The organism is Aquificaceae bacterium (genome assembly GCA_037722135.1).
In the GTDB taxonomy this organism is placed as follows: domain Bacteria; phylum Aquificota; class Aquificia; order Aquificales; family Aquificaceae; genus Pampinifervens; species Pampinifervens sericum.
The window spans coordinates 1-16069 of the sequence record JBBKAW010000101.1 but is presented as its reverse complement, the minus strand read 5'-3'; the positions used below and the strand labels follow the sequence as shown (position 1 = coordinate 16069).

General features: G+C 44.2%; 20 protein-coding genes. 14 read left to right on the top strand and 6 right to left on the bottom strand.

Annotated elements, in window-relative coordinates; translation table 11 throughout:
* Positions 1-37: 37 nt before the first annotated feature.
* Positions 38-1519 carry an anthranilate synthase component I gene (gene trpE / locus WKI49_07145; GenBank protein ID MEJ7622262.1) on the top strand — a complete coding sequence of 494 codons (1482 nt, stop codon included), beginning with the start codon at positions 38-40 and terminating at the stop codon, positions 1517-1519.
* On the opposite strand, the gene WKI49_07140 is transcribed toward trpE, so the two are convergent.
* From WKI49_07140 to hemE, 3 genes are read right to left on the bottom strand one after another with little or no spacing between them, the layout of a single operon-like run.
* Positions 1499-2038 carry a hypothetical protein gene (locus WKI49_07140; GenBank protein MEJ7622261.1) on the bottom strand — a complete coding sequence of 180 codons (540 nt, stop codon included), beginning with the start codon at positions 2036-2038 and terminating at the stop codon, positions 1499-1501. The genes trpE and WKI49_07140 overlap by 21 nt on opposite strands.
* Positions 2016-3137: a tRNA (guanine(10)-N(2))-dimethyltransferase gene (locus WKI49_07135; protein MEJ7622260.1), complete on the bottom strand. Its 1122-nt coding sequence runs from the start codon at positions 3135-3137 to the stop codon at positions 2016-2018. Before WKI49_07135 ends, WKI49_07140 begins: the two co-directional genes overlap by 23 nt.
* On the bottom strand, positions 3134-4135 hold the full coding sequence (hemE, locus tag WKI49_07130) for a uroporphyrinogen decarboxylase (GenBank protein MEJ7622259.1): 1002 nt from the start codon (positions 4133-4135) through the stop codon (positions 3134-3136). The genes WKI49_07135 and hemE overlap by 4 nt, the downstream gene beginning before the upstream one ends.
* Before the next feature lie 99 nt (positions 4136-4234).
* On the opposite strand from hemE, the gene dapF reads away from it, so the two are divergent.
* The 4 genes from dapF to WKI49_07110 are packed head-to-tail and all read left to right on the top strand — an operon-like array spanning position 4235 to position 7021.
* A complete protein-coding gene (gene dapF, locus WKI49_07125; GenBank protein MEJ7622258.1) occupies positions 4235-5080 on the top strand; it encodes a diaminopimelate epimerase in 846 nt (281 codons plus the stop codon).
* 40 nt (positions 5081-5120) lie between these two features.
* Positions 5121-5981, top strand: a complete 861-nt coding sequence (ispH, locus tag WKI49_07120) for a 4-hydroxy-3-methylbut-2-enyl diphosphate reductase (protein ID MEJ7622257.1) — start codon at positions 5121-5123, stop codon at positions 5979-5981.
* A 3-nt stretch (positions 5982-5984) separates the two neighbouring features.
* Positions 5985-6482 carry a DsbC family protein gene (locus WKI49_07115; protein MEJ7622256.1) on the top strand — a complete coding sequence of 166 codons (498 nt, stop codon included), beginning with the start codon at positions 5985-5987 and terminating at the stop codon, positions 6480-6482.
* Positions 6479-7021: an AAA family ATPase gene (locus WKI49_07110; GenBank protein MEJ7622255.1), complete on the top strand. Its 543-nt coding sequence runs from the start codon at positions 6479-6481 to the stop codon at positions 7019-7021. Before WKI49_07115 ends, WKI49_07110 begins: the two co-directional genes overlap by 4 nt.
* On the opposite strand, the gene WKI49_07105 is transcribed toward WKI49_07110, so the two are convergent.
* Complete coding sequence (locus WKI49_07105; GenBank protein ID MEJ7622254.1) at positions 6954-8063, bottom strand: S41 family peptidase; 1110 nt, start codon at positions 8061-8063, stop codon at positions 6954-6956. The genes WKI49_07110 and WKI49_07105 overlap by 68 nt on opposite strands.
* 93 nt (positions 8064-8156) lie before the next feature.
* Between WKI49_07105 and WKI49_07100 the strand changes: the two genes are divergently transcribed.
* From WKI49_07100 to WKI49_07060, 9 genes are all read left to right on the top strand, one after another.
* Positions 8157-8387 carry a ferredoxin oxidoreductase gene (locus WKI49_07100; GenBank protein ID MEJ7622253.1) on the top strand — a complete coding sequence of 77 codons (231 nt, stop codon included), beginning with the start codon at positions 8157-8159 and terminating at the stop codon, positions 8385-8387.
* Between the two features lie 3 nt (positions 8388-8390).
* Positions 8391-8951 (top strand): Uma2 family endonuclease, encoded by a 561-nt coding sequence (locus WKI49_07095; protein ID MEJ7622252.1) that lies wholly within the window; start codon positions 8391-8393, stop codon positions 8949-8951.
* Positions 8952-8954: 3 nt separating this feature from the next.
* Positions 8955-9497 carry a Uma2 family endonuclease gene (locus WKI49_07090; GenBank protein MEJ7622251.1) on the top strand — a complete coding sequence of 181 codons (543 nt, stop codon included), beginning with the start codon at positions 8955-8957 and terminating at the stop codon, positions 9495-9497.
* Positions 9498-9508: 11 nt separating this feature from the next.
* The gene (locus WKI49_07085; GenBank protein ID MEJ7622250.1) at positions 9509-10078 is read left to right on the top strand and encodes a carbon monoxide dehydrogenase beta subunit family protein; all 570 of its coding nucleotides are present in this window, start codon (positions 9509-9511) and stop codon (positions 10076-10078) included.
* Positions 10075-10620, top strand: coding sequence for a Uma2 family endonuclease (locus WKI49_07080; protein ID MEJ7622249.1), 546 nt, complete (start codon positions 10075-10077; stop codon positions 10618-10620). Before WKI49_07085 ends, WKI49_07080 begins: the two co-directional genes overlap by 4 nt.
* Positions 10617-11159 (top strand): Uma2 family endonuclease, encoded by a 543-nt coding sequence (locus WKI49_07075; GenBank protein ID MEJ7622248.1) that lies wholly within the window; start codon positions 10617-10619, stop codon positions 11157-11159. Before WKI49_07080 ends, WKI49_07075 begins: the two co-directional genes overlap by 4 nt.
* Before the next feature lie 66 nt (positions 11160-11225).
* Positions 11226-12434 carry a transketolase C-terminal domain-containing protein gene (locus WKI49_07070; protein ID MEJ7622247.1) on the top strand — a complete coding sequence of 403 codons (1209 nt, stop codon included), beginning with the start codon at positions 11226-11228 and terminating at the stop codon, positions 12432-12434.
* On the top strand, positions 12424-13284 hold the full coding sequence (locus WKI49_07065) for a thiamine pyrophosphate-dependent enzyme (GenBank protein ID MEJ7622246.1): 861 nt from the start codon (positions 12424-12426) through the stop codon (positions 13282-13284). Before WKI49_07070 ends, WKI49_07065 begins: the two co-directional genes overlap by 11 nt.
* Positions 13281-13994: a 2-oxoacid:acceptor oxidoreductase family protein gene (locus tag WKI49_07060; protein MEJ7622245.1), complete on the top strand. Its 714-nt coding sequence runs from the start codon at positions 13281-13283 to the stop codon at positions 13992-13994. The genes WKI49_07065 and WKI49_07060 overlap by 4 nt, the downstream gene beginning before the upstream one ends.
* Positions 13995-14016: 22 nt before the next feature.
* On the opposite strand, the gene hisF is transcribed toward WKI49_07060, so the two are convergent.
* The gene (gene hisF / locus WKI49_07055) at positions 14017-14772 is read right to left on the bottom strand and encodes an imidazole glycerol phosphate synthase subunit HisF (protein ID MEJ7622244.1); all 756 of its coding nucleotides are present in this window, start codon (positions 14770-14772) and stop codon (positions 14017-14019) included.
* Position 14773: 1 nt separating this feature from the next.
* The coding region (gene mutL, locus WKI49_07050) for a DNA mismatch repair endonuclease MutL (GenBank protein MEJ7622243.1) at positions 14774-16069 on the bottom strand (1296 nt) is incomplete at its 5' end.

Genomic DNA, 16069 nt, shown 5'->3' with positions numbered 1-16069 from the left:
ACCTTGCCTTCTGTTATAATAGACCCTTATCTGAAGGATGAACCTAAGCCAAGAAGAGGTAAATAGACTATCAAGGGACTACAAGGTAATACCTCTATACGCAGAGTTTATGGCGGATACAGAGACGCCTCTTTCTGTATATCTTAAGCTCAAAGAAGGTTGGAAGTATAGCTTGCTTTTAGAGAGTGCGGAGGGTGGAGTTAAATGGGGTAGGTATTCTTTCGTAATACTTGCAAATACCTTCCATTACGCTTGGAAAAGTGGAATAGCATACCTATACGAAGGGGGAAGGGTTAAGCTCTTTGAAGAGAGAGACCCACTAAGACCAATAAAGCTCTTACTTGAAGACTTTAAAGCCTATCATGACCCATCTCTTCCAAGGTTTTGGGGAGGCTTTGCAGGTTATGTGGGCTACGACATTATAAAGTGCTACGAGCCTATAGAGGATAAAAAGCCAGACACTCTTGAGGTTTTTGACCTTTTCTTTATCCTTAGTGATGTGGTGGTGGTGCATGACAATCTAAGCGGTAGTTTGAAGGTTGTAGTGCCTTTGTATGCAGATAGGGACATATCAAGAGAATATGAAAGGGCAAGGGGGCTCATAGAAGACATAAAAGAGAGGATTTTCACTACTTGCGTCTATCCTATGCACTTTCCTCAGAGAGCCATAGACCTCAAAGAATGGCGTTCAAACTACACAAAAGAGGAGTTTATGAGTTTGGTAAAAAGGGCAAAGGAGTATGTGGAGCAGGGAGATATAGTGCAGGTGGTTTTGTCTCAAAGGTTTAGTAAGGTCTTTTCTGGAGAGCCAGAGGGCATATACAGGTCTTTGAGATTTCTAAACCCATCACCCTATATGTATTACATGGACTTTGGAGACCTAAAGGTAATAGGCTCTTCTCCAGAGGTCTTGGTAAGGCTTGAGGGGAGCAGGATAGAAACAAGACCCATAGCGGGGACAAGAAGGAGGGGAGAAACTCCCGAGGAGGACTTGGCTCTTGAGAGGGAGCTCCTGCAAGATGAGAAGGAAAGGGCAGAACACTTAATGCTTGTAGACCTGGCGAGAAACGATGTGGGACGCGTAAGCAAGCCAGGAAGCGTAAGGGTAGAGGGCTTTATGAGGGTAGAAAGGTATTCTCATGTTATGCATATGGTGAGCGATGTAATAGGTGAGCTAAGGGAGGGTCTTTCTGCGGTGGACGTTTTGAAGGCTCTCTTTCCTGCGGGGACAGTGTCTGGTGCACCCAAGGTTAGAGCCATGCAGATAATAGAGGAGCTTGAAAAGGAAAGAAGAAGCATATACGCAGGGGCGGTGGGTTATATATCCTTTGAAGGAAATATGGATATGGCAATAGCCATAAGAACTGCGGTGCTACTAAGAGACCAGGTTTTTCTTCAAGCGGGTGCAGGCATAGTGGCGGACTCTGACCCAGAAAAGGAGTGGTTAGAAACTGTAAATAAGGCAAAAGCTCTTATGAAGGCTGTAGCTATGGCTGAGTCAATCCACGAACAAAGATAAACTCTTTATACCCTTCTCCTTGAAGAGTTCCCTTTTTATCATAGCCTTAAAAAGCTCTTGGTCTTGCTTAAAACTTGCAAACTTCTTCATAAGGCTTGCTTTTTGCTCCCTGCTTAGTTCATCCCACAGCTTTTTGGCTATTTCAGAAGAAAGGCTTTGTAGGATTTCCTCTGCACTTTGCATATCCTCTGGCATTTTTACTTGTATCTTTCTTCCTAAAATCTCTTCCGCAAGCCTTAGTTTTTTGAAAAACCTTTCCTTCCAGTCCAGACCTTGTGAAGTTTTCTTGATATAGAACCTTTTCAGTTTTTGTATCTGCTCAAAGCTCATAAAAAGTGGTAGCTTTGAGGCTCTATTTGGAGGATGGAAAAGAAAAAACCTTTTTATACCTTCTTTCACTACCTCAAGGGGGTAGCCTTCCTCTTCAAGAAACTTCAGAAACCACCTATCTCTTGGCGAAAGAAAAAAGTCTCCCTTTATCTGCAGTATAAAGTCCTTAAGTTCTCTGTAATAGCTCATGGGCTCTTTTTAGCACCTCTTCGTGGCTAAGTAATGTTCTAAAACCCTCGGGGCTAAAATGTGTTCTTGTGCCTTCAAAGACCTCTAAAAACCTTTCTATAGTGGGTGCTTGTCCTATGCGAAAGGTTTTGCATATGGAAGAGATAGTATAAAAGCCCAAGGTTTGAGCTCTTGACTCATCTTTTATTCTTTTTAAGAGCTTATTGGTGTTTTCTGAAATTTCTACCATGCCTCTCGTTTCCCATAACCTTTGGACAAGCTCCTCATCCCAAAGGTTTCCAAGCCAAAGAGGTCCTGCAACCAAAAGTCTATTCTTGCAGTGAGGACACTCATGCCTTATGTCTTCCACCTGCACACCCTCTCTGTATAGACACCTATCGCAGTAGAGCAAAAAGCCTATTTGTCTTATAAGAGCGTTGGTCCTTTTTGGTCCTATGTCCTTTATGAAGAAGGCTCTCATATAGTGCCTGTAGGAATAGGAAAACACTGGCTTTAGGGCGTAGTCCATCTTTGCACCTTCTTCTACTACCTTTTTTATGAGGATGCGTAAGCCTACCTCGTGGTAAAACTCCGCACTAAGCAGGGGCTTTGAGCCATATCTTCTTTGACAGGTTTCTGGATATGTGCCAGAAAGCACAGAAGTATCTGTGGCACTTACAGCCAGCAAGCCATACCTTGCCAAGGGCAGTATACCGCCTTCTAAGAAGGGCACGGGTGAGCCAAAGGGGTCTATATCCACATAGTGGCAGTTTCTGAGTTTTCTAAGAAGAAGGTTTGCATCTTCCTTGTATACTTCCACTTTATCTTCTGGAATGTTATGAGACCTCAGAAGGTTCAAGAAGAACTCTACCGCAGAAGGGCTTATGTCATTGTATATGGCTTTTTTAACCTTGTTGGTCTCAAGCAAAAACCTCATAAGCCTTATACCGCTTGCACCCATGGGGTCGCAGACTGTAAGGTCTTGGCTTGGCATGTTCAAGAGCATAAGAAGGCTTATGTCCCTGTTTTCCCTCATGTGTGGGTTATAAAAGACCTGCATCTTTGAAGAGACGACCTCTGGAAGCTCAATATCCAAAAGGACCTTTCCCTCTCTTATCATGAGAGGCGATAGCCCTTTACCGTATCTACGAGAAGTTTTACTTTGCTTAGCTCCATATCTGGCATAAGACCATGTCCTAAGTTAAAAACATACTTGGTCTTTCTTGGTATACACCTGAGAAACTCAAGGGTCTTTTTGTGAAGGCTTTCCTCATCACAGTAAAGAAGTGTAGGGTCAAGGTTTCCCTGAAAGGCTTTTGAGCTTTCTTTCATGGCAGAGACCATATCCACCGTCCAGTCTACAGAAAAAGCATCCACTGGCAAGTTTTCAAGGGCTCTTAAAAAAGAGCCAGAGCCTCTGAAAAAGTATATAACTGGTTTGTCTGTATGTTTTTTTAGCTCTTCAAAGAAGGGTTTTAGATAAGTGTAGACATACTCCTCAAAGTCTTCGTAGGAGAGGTGCATTGCCCAGCTATCAAAAACCTGCAAAAGGTCCGCACCAGCCCTTATTTGACCAAGAAGGTATTCAAGCAAGTTTTCACAAAGCAGTTTCATAAGGTCCGCATATTGCTCTGAAGTCCACATAAAGAGCTTGGTCTTCTTAAAGTCCTTGCTTGAGCGTCCCTCTACCATATAAGACATAAGAGTAAAAGGAGCACCACTAAAGCCTATCACCGGCACATCTTTGACCTGAGCCTTTACCCTTCTTATGACCTCTCCCACAAACTCCACCTGAGAAAAGGATATTTTCTTTAAACTCTCTACACTTCCATCCCATTCAAGCCTTGGACCCTCACCCTCAAGAAACTCCACCTTAACGCCCATAGGCTCAAGGGGGACAAGGATATCGGAAAAGATTATCACCGCATCCACTTGAAGAAGCTCCACAGGCAAAAGGCTTACCTTACTTGCAAGGTCTACGTTTTTGCAAAAGCTAAGAAAATCCTTCTCCTTTTCCCTTAGCTCTCTATACTGTGGCATATATCTACCTGCTTGACGCATAAGCCAAACAGGAAAGCGTGGAATTTTCTCTCCTTTAAGGCTTTTCAAAAGAAGCATGGTTTAATATCTTAGCATATTTTTTCACCCCCGGGGGAGGGGGCGAGGGAGGAGGTGAGCCATGGGGTTGCTGGGAAGTGAGCGGTATAATAATATAGCATGAACTTTACAAAATTGCAAGGGTCTGGAAACGACTTTATAGTCATAGACAACAGGGATGGAAAGGTATACGAGCTTTTAAAGAGGCTTGAGCTTGATATAAAAGACTTTGTAATAGCACTCTGCAGGCAACACACGGGCGTAGGTGCGGATGGGCTTATCCTTATAGAAGACCCTCAAGACCCAAAGAACCACTTCAAATGGCAGTTTTTCAACTCCGATGGCTCTGTGGCGGAGATGTGTGGCAACGGCTCTCGCTGTGCGGTAAGGTTTGCCTATGAGAAGGGTATAGTAGGCGAAGAAGTGCGTTTTGAAACCCTTGCGGGTGTGATAAAAGCGTGGGTCAAGGAGGGTGGAAAAAGGGTAAAGGTCCAGCTTACAAGCCCAAAGGACTACAGAGAGGTATCTTTGCAAGTAGATGGTCTCCATATTGAAGGTAGCTTTATAAACACAGGCGTGCCTCATTTTGTGGCAGTGGTGGAAAACCTGCAAGACCTAAATGTGGTAAAGCTGGGAAGGGCTATAAGGTTTCACAAAGAGTTTGAGCCTAAGGGCACGAATGTGAACTTTATAGAGAAGCTTTCAGAGAAGGCTATAAGGATAAGAACTTACGAAAGAGGTGTGGAAGGAGAGACCCTTGCCTGTGGAACTGGAGCAACCGCATCAGCCATAGTGGCTTATATGAAGGGTTTGGTAAAGGAAAAGCCTGTAGAAGTGCATACAAAGGGTGGTGAAATTCTCCGAATTGACTTTAGCGAGGACTTAAGGGAAGTATTCCTTGAGGGTGCGGTCTGCAAGGTTTTTGAAGGCTTTTTCTCAGAAGAAGACCTGCTTTGCATGAGATAGCTCACAGATAGGCACAACATAGGAGCTTATAATTCTACCTATGGCACAGATAATAGTGGCGGAGCATGCGGGTTTTTGTTTTGGAGTGAGAAGGGCTATAAACCTTGCGGAAGAGGCGGTAAAGGATACACATTTAGGCGGAAAAGTCTTCAGCATGGGTCCCCTCATACACAACCCTCAGGAAGTTAAAAGACTTGAAGGCAAGGGTCTTATGCTTTTAGAAGATGAAAGCATGCTGGATGAAAACAGCACAGTGATAGTGCGTTCTCATGGCATACCACCACAGAAGGAAAGGGAGCTCCTTTCAAAGGGTGTAAGGCTTGTGGACGCTACATGCCCCTTTGTAAAGGCGGTTCATGAGGCGGTAGTAAAGCTCTGCAAAGAGGGATACTTTGTGGTGCTTGTGGGAGAGAAAAACCATCCAGAAGTGATAGGCACTCTGGGATACCTACAAGAGTGTGGTGGCAAAGGCGTGGTGGTGGAAAGCAAAGAAGACCTAAAGGCGGTTCTTGGAAAGGAAAAGGTTGGCATAGTGGCACAAACTACTCAAAACGAACAGTTTTTCAAAGAGGTGGTAGGTGAAATAGCCTTGTGGGCAAGGGAAGTAAAAGTGATAAACACCATATGCAACGCCACCTCTGAGCGTCAAGAGGATGTATACAAGCTTGCCCCACAAGTGGATGTGATGGTTATAGTAGGTGGGAAAAACAGTGGAAACACAAGAAGGCTTTATGAGATATCCAAATCTCTCAACCCTAACAGCTATCACATAGAAACACCAGATGAGCTAAGAAGGGAATGGTTTGAAGGAGCTCAAAAAATAGGTCTTACCGCAGGTGCGTCAACCCCTGACTGGATAATACAAGCGGTGGTAGACAGGATAAAAGAGCTTATAATTTAAACCATGAGACTTCTATTAACTCTCTTGCTACTTTTGAAGCTAAGCCTTGCCCAAGACCTATACACAGAGTTTATAAGGTCTCAAGTTAGAGAAATACCCCTCAACAAGGCTATCGTGGTAGGTAAAGGAAAAAGGGAGCTTATAACCTTTATAAACCCTGACTGTGGACACTGCAGGAAAGAGTGGCAAGCCCTAAGACCTCACTTAGACAAGGTAAAGGTCTATGTTTTTCTTTTACCTTTTAGGAGCTTTCCAGAAAGCTACGCCAAGTCTTATTACATAGCCTGCTCAAAGGATAAACTAAAAGCACTTGATGAAGTCCTATCTGGAAAGTTTGACGGAAGACCTCCACAGGTAAAGGAGTGTCCTCTTGTTTATGAGCACATAAAGATAGCGGAAAAGTTAAATGTGCGGGGAACTCCATACAACATAATACTTGGGAGCTACAAGGTTATAGAAGGCTATAGCCCAGCTCTCTTGGAACATCTTGGTATTAGATGATAGTAGTGGTTATGGGTCTTTCTGGCTCTGGCAAATCCTTCCTTGCAAGCATACTCCATCAGGACTTTGGCTTTGAATGGCTAAGGAGCGACCTAATAAGAAAGGAGCTTGCTGGTATAAAGCCCTATGAAAGTGCTAAATCTGGCTACGGTGAAGGTATATATTCACAAGAATGGACAAAAAGAGTTTATGAGGAAATGATAAGAAGGGCTAAAGAATTGGTCTGTAGTGGTAAAAATGTAGTGCTTGATGCAACTTTCCTTCAGGATTGGCAAAGAGAACTGGTAAGGAAAAACTTTCCAAATGCTATATTTCTGCTTGCCTACGCAGAAGACCAAATAGTAATAAAAAGGCTTAAGGAAAGGCGGGATATATCCGATGCGGACCTTGAGGTGTATCTAAGGCAAAAAGAAAACTTTGTTCCTCCTCCTTATGCTATACGCGTAGATACAAACAAAACCAGAAATGAGCTCAAGGCTGTCCTGCAGGAGATACTCCAAGGGTATGAGAAGAAAGACATTCAAGAGAACGCTCTATAGGATCTCCATTTTCTAATCTACAGTCAGGGTTTATGCCTTTATCTGTAGCCACAGGCTCACCACTTGGAAGTTTCATCTCAAAGGTTATAAGCCTTAACACATTACCGCAAGCGTCAAGCACATACATATTGCTCCCTACATACTTGCCTACCGTGTTTTCCCCCACTATAACCGCACCCGCATACCTTCTAAGCAAAGTGGCTACCAGCTCCGATGCAGAGGCAGTGTGTTTATTAACAAGCACAATAATTGGTTTATTAAAGCCCTGTCTGTTTGTAAACTGATATACTCCTAAGTTTCTCCCTCGCCCCTCAAGGTAAAACATAACACCTTCACCACCTATTAGCATATCCACAATACTTTTGGCTACAGAGATAAGCCCACCACCGTTATCCCTTAGGTCAAGTATAAGGACGTCTATGTTGTTGGCGTTGAATTTTTCCATAGCCTCCCTAAACTGCTCTACCGCAGGCTGTGTGAAGTTTACGAGCTTTATATATCCCACCTTTTTATCACCATACTCTATTAGCCTCACTTCTTCTATTACAGGCACAAGGAACTCTCCCTTCACCACACCTATCTCCATAAACAATCCATCCCTTATTATCTCAAGGTTTATAACTTCTCCCTTTCTTACCTCCCTTATAGCTCTTCTCCATTGGCTTTTATCGCTTATACCATTTATGGATACTATTAAATCGCCTTCCCTTACACCATACCGCTGTGCAGGAGAGTTTGGAAAAACCTTAATCACATACCCCCTGTCGTCCCACCGCACACCAAGACCCACCATCTTTGAACTTGAATACCAAAGCCTGTCTTCTTCCTGCCTTGTTATAGAAGTCCAACGGTCACCTATCTTTCTTAGATGTTCCATTAGCTCCTGCTCACTTTTCCACTGACTATCCTTTATCTTATCCCACCAAAGGTAATGTCTTTCCATAAGAGGGATAATCTTCTTTAATAGCTCCTCCCTCGGACAGTCTTCCCCTGCAAAGGATAAATGTAGAAGCAAAAGCACAAGTAGGAAAGACACACCCATGGAAGTTTAGTTAAAGAAATATAATTCTGTTGACAAAAACTTCAAGGGTTATAACTTATAAACACCTACCATTAACTTCCAAGGAGGCAAGGTATGTACTATGTGGCAGAGGTTATAAACGAGGAGTGCAGTAAGTATAACTGTAAGCAGTGCACCCTTTTCTGCCCTGAGCCAAATACCCTTATGTACAGTGATGAGGAGCATCATGCCTTTGTAGTGCAGGAACGATGTAAAGGCTGTGCTTTATGTGTATATGTTTGTTCAAACCTTCTAAAAAGAAACGCCATACACATGGTAATGCCTACAGTGCATGCGGAGAAGTAAGAGATGACTATAAGAGAAAAGGCTTGGACATATGAGGACTATCTCAGCCTTGAGGGAGAAAAAAGGTATGAGATAATTGACGGAGAGCTACTTGAAATGCCAGCACCAAGTCTAAAGCATCAAAAAATAGTAGGGACGCTCTATAGACTTCTTTCCCAGCATGTAGAAGAAAAAGCCTTGGGAGAAGTCTATATTTCTCCAGTGGATGTGGTTTTGTCTCCTTACCATGTGGTCCAGCCAGATATAGTGCTGGTCTTAAAGGAAAACTATCACACCCTTAAAGAGAACTCTATACATGGCTCTCCAGACCTTGTGGTGGAAGTGGTCTCTCCTTCTACCTTCAAAAGAGACACAGAGGACAAGAGAAAGCTGTATGCCAAGTATGGTGTAAAGGAGTATTGGCTTGTGTTTCCAGAGGAAAGGGTGGTGGAGGTGCTCACCTTGGAGGGAAATGAGTATGAGGTTTTCTCCCACGCCTTTGAAAGCGGAAAGGTTTGTTCAAAGCTTCTTGAAGATTTTTGCCTAAATTTAGAAGGTGTCTTTGGTGCAGTTGTAGAGAGGTAAGTTATGGCGGTAAAGGAAAAAGTTTGGACTTACGAGGACTATCTCAGCCTTGAGGAAGAAAAAAGGTATGAGATAATTGACGGAGAGCTACTTGAAATGCCAGCACCAAGTCTAAAGCATCAAAAAATAGTAGGGACGCTCTATAGACTTCTTTCCCAGCATGTAGAAGAAAAAGCCTTGGGAGAAGTCTATATTTCTCCAGTGGATGTGGTTTTGTCTCCTTACCATGTGGTCCAGCCAGATATAGTGCTGGTCTTAAAGGAAAACTATCACACCCTTAAAGAGAACTCTATACATGGCTCTCCAGACCTTGTGGTGGAAGTGGTCTCTCCTTCTACCTTCAAAAGAGACACAGAGGACAAGAGAAAGCTGTATGCCAAGTATGGTGTAAAGGAGTATTGGCTTGTGTTTCCAGAGGAAAGGGTGGTGGAGGTGCTCACCTTGGAGGGAAATGAGTATGAGGTTTTCTCCCACGCCTTTGAAAGCGGAAAGGTTTGTTCAAAGCTTCTTGAAGATTTTTGCCTAAATTTAGAAGAGATTTTTTAAGGAGGTAAACTATGGCAACACTTGGACCAGCAGGTTTTTCACCTTATCCAGTAGCGGTTTATGAAGGTGTTTTAAATCCTCCACCGGGCAAGGCTCTTATGTTTAATGAGATAGTGGACGAAGAGCTTGCCATGAGAGAAGCTGCAAAGGCAATGCTTACAAGACCAAACCCCACCATATTCCCAGGTCCTCAGGTCCTTTACGCTTGGAACGAAGAGGCTAAGGAAAAGGCAAAGTTAGTGAAGAAGATGGCACAGGTTCTTGGTGCAAAAATAATCCCCATGTATGACTACAGACCCAAATATCCTAAGATAAACCCAGCGGTGGAAATAAACCCTAACCATCCAAACCTTACCATATGGCACAACAAGATAAAGGCATGCATATTCATAGGCGTGCATTGCCACTATGCAAATGTTGCCTTGAAGATAATAAGGGCGGAGACAGACTGCTTTACCATAGCCATGTGTAGCATGGATGGACACGAAGATGCCATGATAACCCTCAGAGACCAACACTTGGAAGAGGTGGAAAAGTTCATAAGGATAGCAGAGGAGGTAAAAAGGGAGCTTGGAAAATGAAAACTCAAGACAAGGTCTGGACCTACGAAGACTACCTTAGCCTTGAGGAAGAGAAAAGGTATGAGATAATTGACGGGGAGCTATTTGAAATGCCAGCACCCAGCGTTAGACATCAAGAGATATCTGGTAGGTTGTATGTGAAACTTTTCAACCATATAGTGGAGAGCTCTCTCGGGAAAGTCCTTTACGCTCCTATAGACGTGGTGCTTTCGGAGAAGGACCTTCTCCAGCCAGACCTTGTGGTGGTGCTTAAGGAGAACTTGTCTATAGTTCAAGAAAGAGGCATCTTTGGTGCTCCAGACCTTGTGGTGGAAATTGTATCTGCCAGCTCTTACAAAAGGGACACAGAGGACAAAAAGAAACTATACGCAAGCTATGGTGTAAAGGAATACTGGCTTGTGCTTCCAGAGCTAAGGCTCATTGAAGTGCTTACCCTTCAAGAAGGCGAATACAGGGCTTTCTCCTTTGCCTGTGAAAGGGGCAAGGTGTGTTCAAAGGTGGTTGAGGGTTTGTGTGTGGAGTTGGAAGGAGTGCTACCATGATAGTGGAGAAGGTCTGGACTTATGAAGATTATTTAAGCCTTGAGGAAGAGAAAAGGTATGAGATAATTGACGGGGAGCTATTTGAAATGCCAGCACCCAGCGTTAGACATCAAGAGATATCTGGTAGGTTGTATGTGAAACTTTTCAACCATATAGTGGAGAGCTCTCTCGGGAAAGTCCTTTACGCTCCTATAGACGTGGTGCTTTCGGAGAAGGACCTTCTCCAGCCAGACCTTGTGGTGGTGCTTAAGGAGAACTTGTCTATAGTTCAAGAAAGAGGCATCTTTGGTGCTCCAGACCTTGTGGTGGAAATTGTATCTGCCAGCTCTTACAAAAGGGACACAGAGGACAAAAAGAAACTATACGCAAGCTATGGTGTAAAGGAATACTGGCTTGTGCTTCCAGAGCTAAGGCTCATTGAAGTGCTTACCCTTCAAGAAGGCGAATACAGGGCTTTCTCCTTTGCCTGTGAAAGGGGCAAGGTGTGTTCAAAGGTGGTTGAGGGTTTGTGTGTTGACCTTGAGGAGGTCTTTAGGTGATAAAAATCAGCTTGCTTATTATAGCCTTTTATAAATTTAAAACAAACTTCTACAGGAGGTAAGGTCATGCAAACATCTACCGAGACAGTTATATACAACAGGGCAGGACAGAGGGTAGTCTCACCCGACTACCTTCTTTTTGAAGCACCAAGGACAAAGCACTTTATGACAGGCTCAGAGGCGGTAAAGGAGGCGGTAAAAAGGGCTTCTGTAGATGCCTCTGTTTCTTACCCTATAACTCCTCAGTCTGAGGCGGCACATCTTATAGGTGAACTTTGGGTTGAAGGCTACGTGGGCGTATACTTTAGAGGAGAGTCCGAGTTTGGTGTTATGTCTGAAATAGCGGGTTGTGCTTTGGCTGGGGCAAGATGTATAACTACCACTTCTGGACCTGGAACTCTTAGGGCTTTTGAAAACTTTCCCATGTGGGCGGGGACAAGGATACCAGTGCAACTTGTCTTGATGGCAAGGGGTGTAAACGCACCACTTTCCATACAGCCTGATAACCTTGAAGTGAGCTTTTTGCTTGATACGGGTTGTATGATATGGTATGCGGAGAATGCGCAGGACCTTTTTGATATGATATTGGCTGGTTTTGTGGTGGCGGAACAGCCTTCTGTGCATGTTCCTCTCATAACGGTCGTAGATGGCTTTTTCGTTTCTCACACCCGTGAAGCGGTTATGCTCCCACCAGACGATATAGCCCTTCCACCCTATAATCCTTACAGAGCACCAATGCCTGTTATAGACGCGGAAGTGCCACCAGGAAGGTTTCTAAGAGACCCATTTGTGATGAAGTCCAACTACATCTCCTATGCAACCCATGCCAGCTGGCAGTGGGAAGTGAGAGCTGCCATTGAAAGGTCAAGACCCTTCGCTAAGCACTACCTTAGAGGTCTTATAGAGGAGTTTGGAGACCCCTCTGCGGAGCTTGTCTTTGTGGCTTGTGGCACTGCGGCTGCTCAGTCAAAGGAGGCGGTCAGGCTCTTGGAGGAAGAAGAAGGCATAAAGGCAAGAGTGGTAAAGCTAAAAACCATAAGACCCTTCCCCATAGAGGAGCTAAGGCAGGCGGTAAAGGGTGCTAAATACATCTTTGTGCCCGAGTTTAATGTGGTAGGATGGCTTGAAAGAGAGGTAAGAAGATATCTATACGGTCATTCAGATGCGGAAATCATAGGCGCACCAAGGGTAGCAGGTGGAATGACCATGCCTGCGGAGGTCATAGTCAAAGAAGTTCTTAAACTTACAGGAAAGGAGGTAAAGCATGTCATATAAGATCTACGAAATAAACGAAGAGTTTTTGGATGTGATGCCTCAGGAGATAAAAGACCTTCAGTTTAAGGCTACCTGGGGCAACCCCAAAAGGGGTGTTATGGACCTTCCCTATTCAAAGGAGCTAATAGAGGAGCACTCCCTGTGTGCGGGATGTCCCGAGTCCATGGCTCTAAGATACATCCTTGCCTCCTTGCCAAACCCAGAGGATACCATAATAGTTAACTCTACGGGATGCACCTCTTTGGTCTTTCCTCATATAGCCCTTCATACTGTCCACTCTCTCTTTGGAAACCAGAACGCAGTAGCTTCTGGCATAAAGCGGGTGCTTGAGTGGAGGTTTCCCGACAAGGTCAAAGATGTAGTGGTGATAGCAGGAGATGGTGCAACGGTGGATATAGGTCTTGATTGCACCCTTCAGTCCTTCTTCAGACAGGAAAAGATAACCACTATATGCTTTGACAACGAAGTCTACGCCAATACCGGTGGGCAAGAAAGTGGCACAACAGTAAAGGGACATGTCTTTAAGATGGCACCAAAGGGTAAGCAATGGGAAAAGGTTCCTATGTGGCAACTTGCCATAGACTCTGGATGCCACTATGTGGCAAGGCTTACCGTGTCCTCTCCCAAAAGGGTAGAAACGGTCATAAAGAAAGCCATATACGTGGCAAGAGAAGTAGGACCCACATATGTGCATCTTTATACTCCTTGTATTCTTGAAATAGGTCTCAACTCCGACGATGGTCTTGACGAGATGAGGCAAAGAGACAAGGAAAGGTTTGCCTTCTTTGAGTATGTTTCTGAGCCTGCAAAGGAAGTAATTGAACGCAAAAAAGAGGAGGGCTTGTTATGACAAGGAGAAGGGTAAACATTCGTATGCCCGCCCTTGGAGGTCAAGGTGCAGTTACCGCTGCACACATAATAGCCACAGCAGCGGACTATGAAGGCTATTATGCAGTCTCTAACCCCTTCTTTGGTGCAGAGAAGAGAATGGCACCCGCAGAAAGTTATGCACGCATAGGAATAGAACCCATATACGACAGAGGTGAAGTGGTATACCCAGATGTTATCATGGTCTTTCACCCTCAAGTTATCACCATGGGTAAGTCCTATACCATGCCCTTCTACTCAGGCATAAAGAGAAAAGGTCTTATCATCATAAATACGGAGGAAGACCTGCTTACCGACGAAGACAAGGAAAGACTTGAAGAGCTTGAAGTAAAAGTCTTTAACTTTCCAGCCACCAAGTTTGCCATAGATATAGCAGGCACAGAACTTTCCACCAATATGGCTATGATAGGTGCTCTCTTTGGTGCTATAGGTAGGGTTAGCATCGAAGCCATTGAGGAAGGTATAAAGTCAAGGTTCCTCAAGAAGTTTGTAGCCTCTGGTGGAACCGCCTCTTTGGACTCCGCACTTGAGAGGAAGTTCAAGAAAAAGTTGGAGCTAATAGAGAAAAACCTCAACACCGCAAAGGCTGCATATGAACTTGCCCAAAGATGGGCACAGGAGCAAGGTCTTGAGCCTTTCCTTCCTCCTCCTCCCAAAAAGGTAGCGGTGTAAAGCCTTGGGGGGTCTTCCCCCTTTAACTTCTTACAGGCACTCCCTTTGAGGCTAAGTAGCCTTTAAGCTCTGGTATGCTTATCTCTTTAAAGTGAAAGAGAGATGCTGCAAGGCATGCGTCCGCACCACCAAGAACAAAAGCTTCATAAAAATGCTCCATTGAGCCAGCCCCACCCGAGGCTATAACAGGTATATTTACCGCTTTAGAAACAGCCTTAGTTAGCTCTATATCATAACCAGACTTCGTTCCATCCCTATCCATGGAAGTTAACAGTATCTCACCCGCTCCAAGACTTTCTGCTTTCTTTGCCCATTCAATAGCGTCAAGACCTGTGGGAGTTCTACCACCGTGTATGTAGACTTCCCAGCCGTTTCCCTTTCTCTTTGCATCTATGGCAACCACAATACACTGAGAGCCAAATTTCTTTGCACCCTCATAGATGAGCTGAGGGTTTTTCACAGCAGAAGTGTTTATTGAAACCTTGTCCGCACCAGCCTCTAAGAGTCTTCTCATATCCTCAAGGCTTGAGATACCACCACCTACGGTAAAAGGCATGAAAACCTCTTCCGCTACCCTCTTTACCACCTCAAGGGTTATCTTTCTGTCCTCCGCAGAGGCAGTTATATCAAGAAAAACCAGCTCATCCGCTCCCTGCTCTTCGTAAACCTTTGCCACCTCCACTGGGTCTCCCGCATCCACAAGGTTTAAAAACCTCACCCCCTTTACTACCCTTCCCTTGTCAACATCAAGACAGGGTATTATCCTCTTTGCAAGCATGTTAGCCTCTTTGGAGTTTTTTGTAGATATCACCAAGATATATGCGGTAGTATATGGGTCTGCCATGAGGACATGCTTCCTTATTCTCAAAGGAAAGCCACCACCTTAGGAGCTCTCTTGCCTTCTTTTGGTCAATCTTGTCTCCTGCCCTTATGGAAGACCTACAAGCTTTGTCCTCTTGCATCTTAAGAACCTCGTAATTATACCTTTCTGAAAGCAAGTGCTGGTCAAAGAAATATAGATAATCCCCCACCTTAGCCACTATTAGCGTGTTATCTATTATACCAATAAGCTCTGGCTCTGTTTTGTATTCCGCCTTTTTTTGAAACAGCATAACGGGTATATGCCTGTGCCTTGCCTCCAGAGAAGACTTTATGAGGTTTTTTAGACTACCTTCTTTGAGGATTTTCACCTCTGTTTTCTTAGGATGGACGTTTACATCCAAAAGGTATGGAGGCACTCGCACATAACAAAGCACCAAACCAGTCTTGCCCCACACTTTTCTAACATACTCAGAAAGGCTCTTGTTCTGCACAGGTCTGCCATTTACAAAAAGGAAAAGCTCTTTTCCCTCCCTGTTTACCGAGACTAAAAGGTCAACCCGAAAAGGACCATCCTCTCTTACTACGTGCTCCAACTTTATCTGAAAAAGTTCTTCCGCTCGTTCCTTTATATCCATAGCAGGCTTAAGATGGTATATATCTTTCCCCTCTGCCCGTAAGCGAAAGGCAGTTTTTGGGTTTGCCAAGGCAAGAGCCTTAAAAACTTTATATATCTTTCTCCTTTCCGTATCTTCCCTTTGAAGAAAGACCCTTCTTACTGGTAGGTTATAGAAAAGGTCATAAACTTCTACATGAGTGCCCACAGGCATACCAACAGGTTTTTCGCTTACCACCCTTCCACCTTCAACTTTTAGCTCTTTACCTACCTCCTCTTGGAAAAACCTTGACCTAAGAACCATCTTACTTACAAGGCTAATGGAGTGAAGGGCTTCACCCCTAAAGCCATAAGTGGAAAGGCTTTGGAGGTCTTCAAGGTTTCTTATTTTGCTGGTTGCACCGCTCATAATAGCCTTGTGTATGTCTTCTGAAGGTATTCCTATACCGTTATCTCGCACGCTTATGTATCTTTTGCCACCCTTTATTACTTCCACATCTACAAAGGTAGCACCTGCATCAAGGGAGTTCTCCATAAGCTCTTTGACGCATTCCGCTGGACTTTCTATAACCTCTCCAGAGGCTATGTGGCTCTTTACCTCTTCTGGCAGAAGATTTATACGCATAAGGATATAAGATAT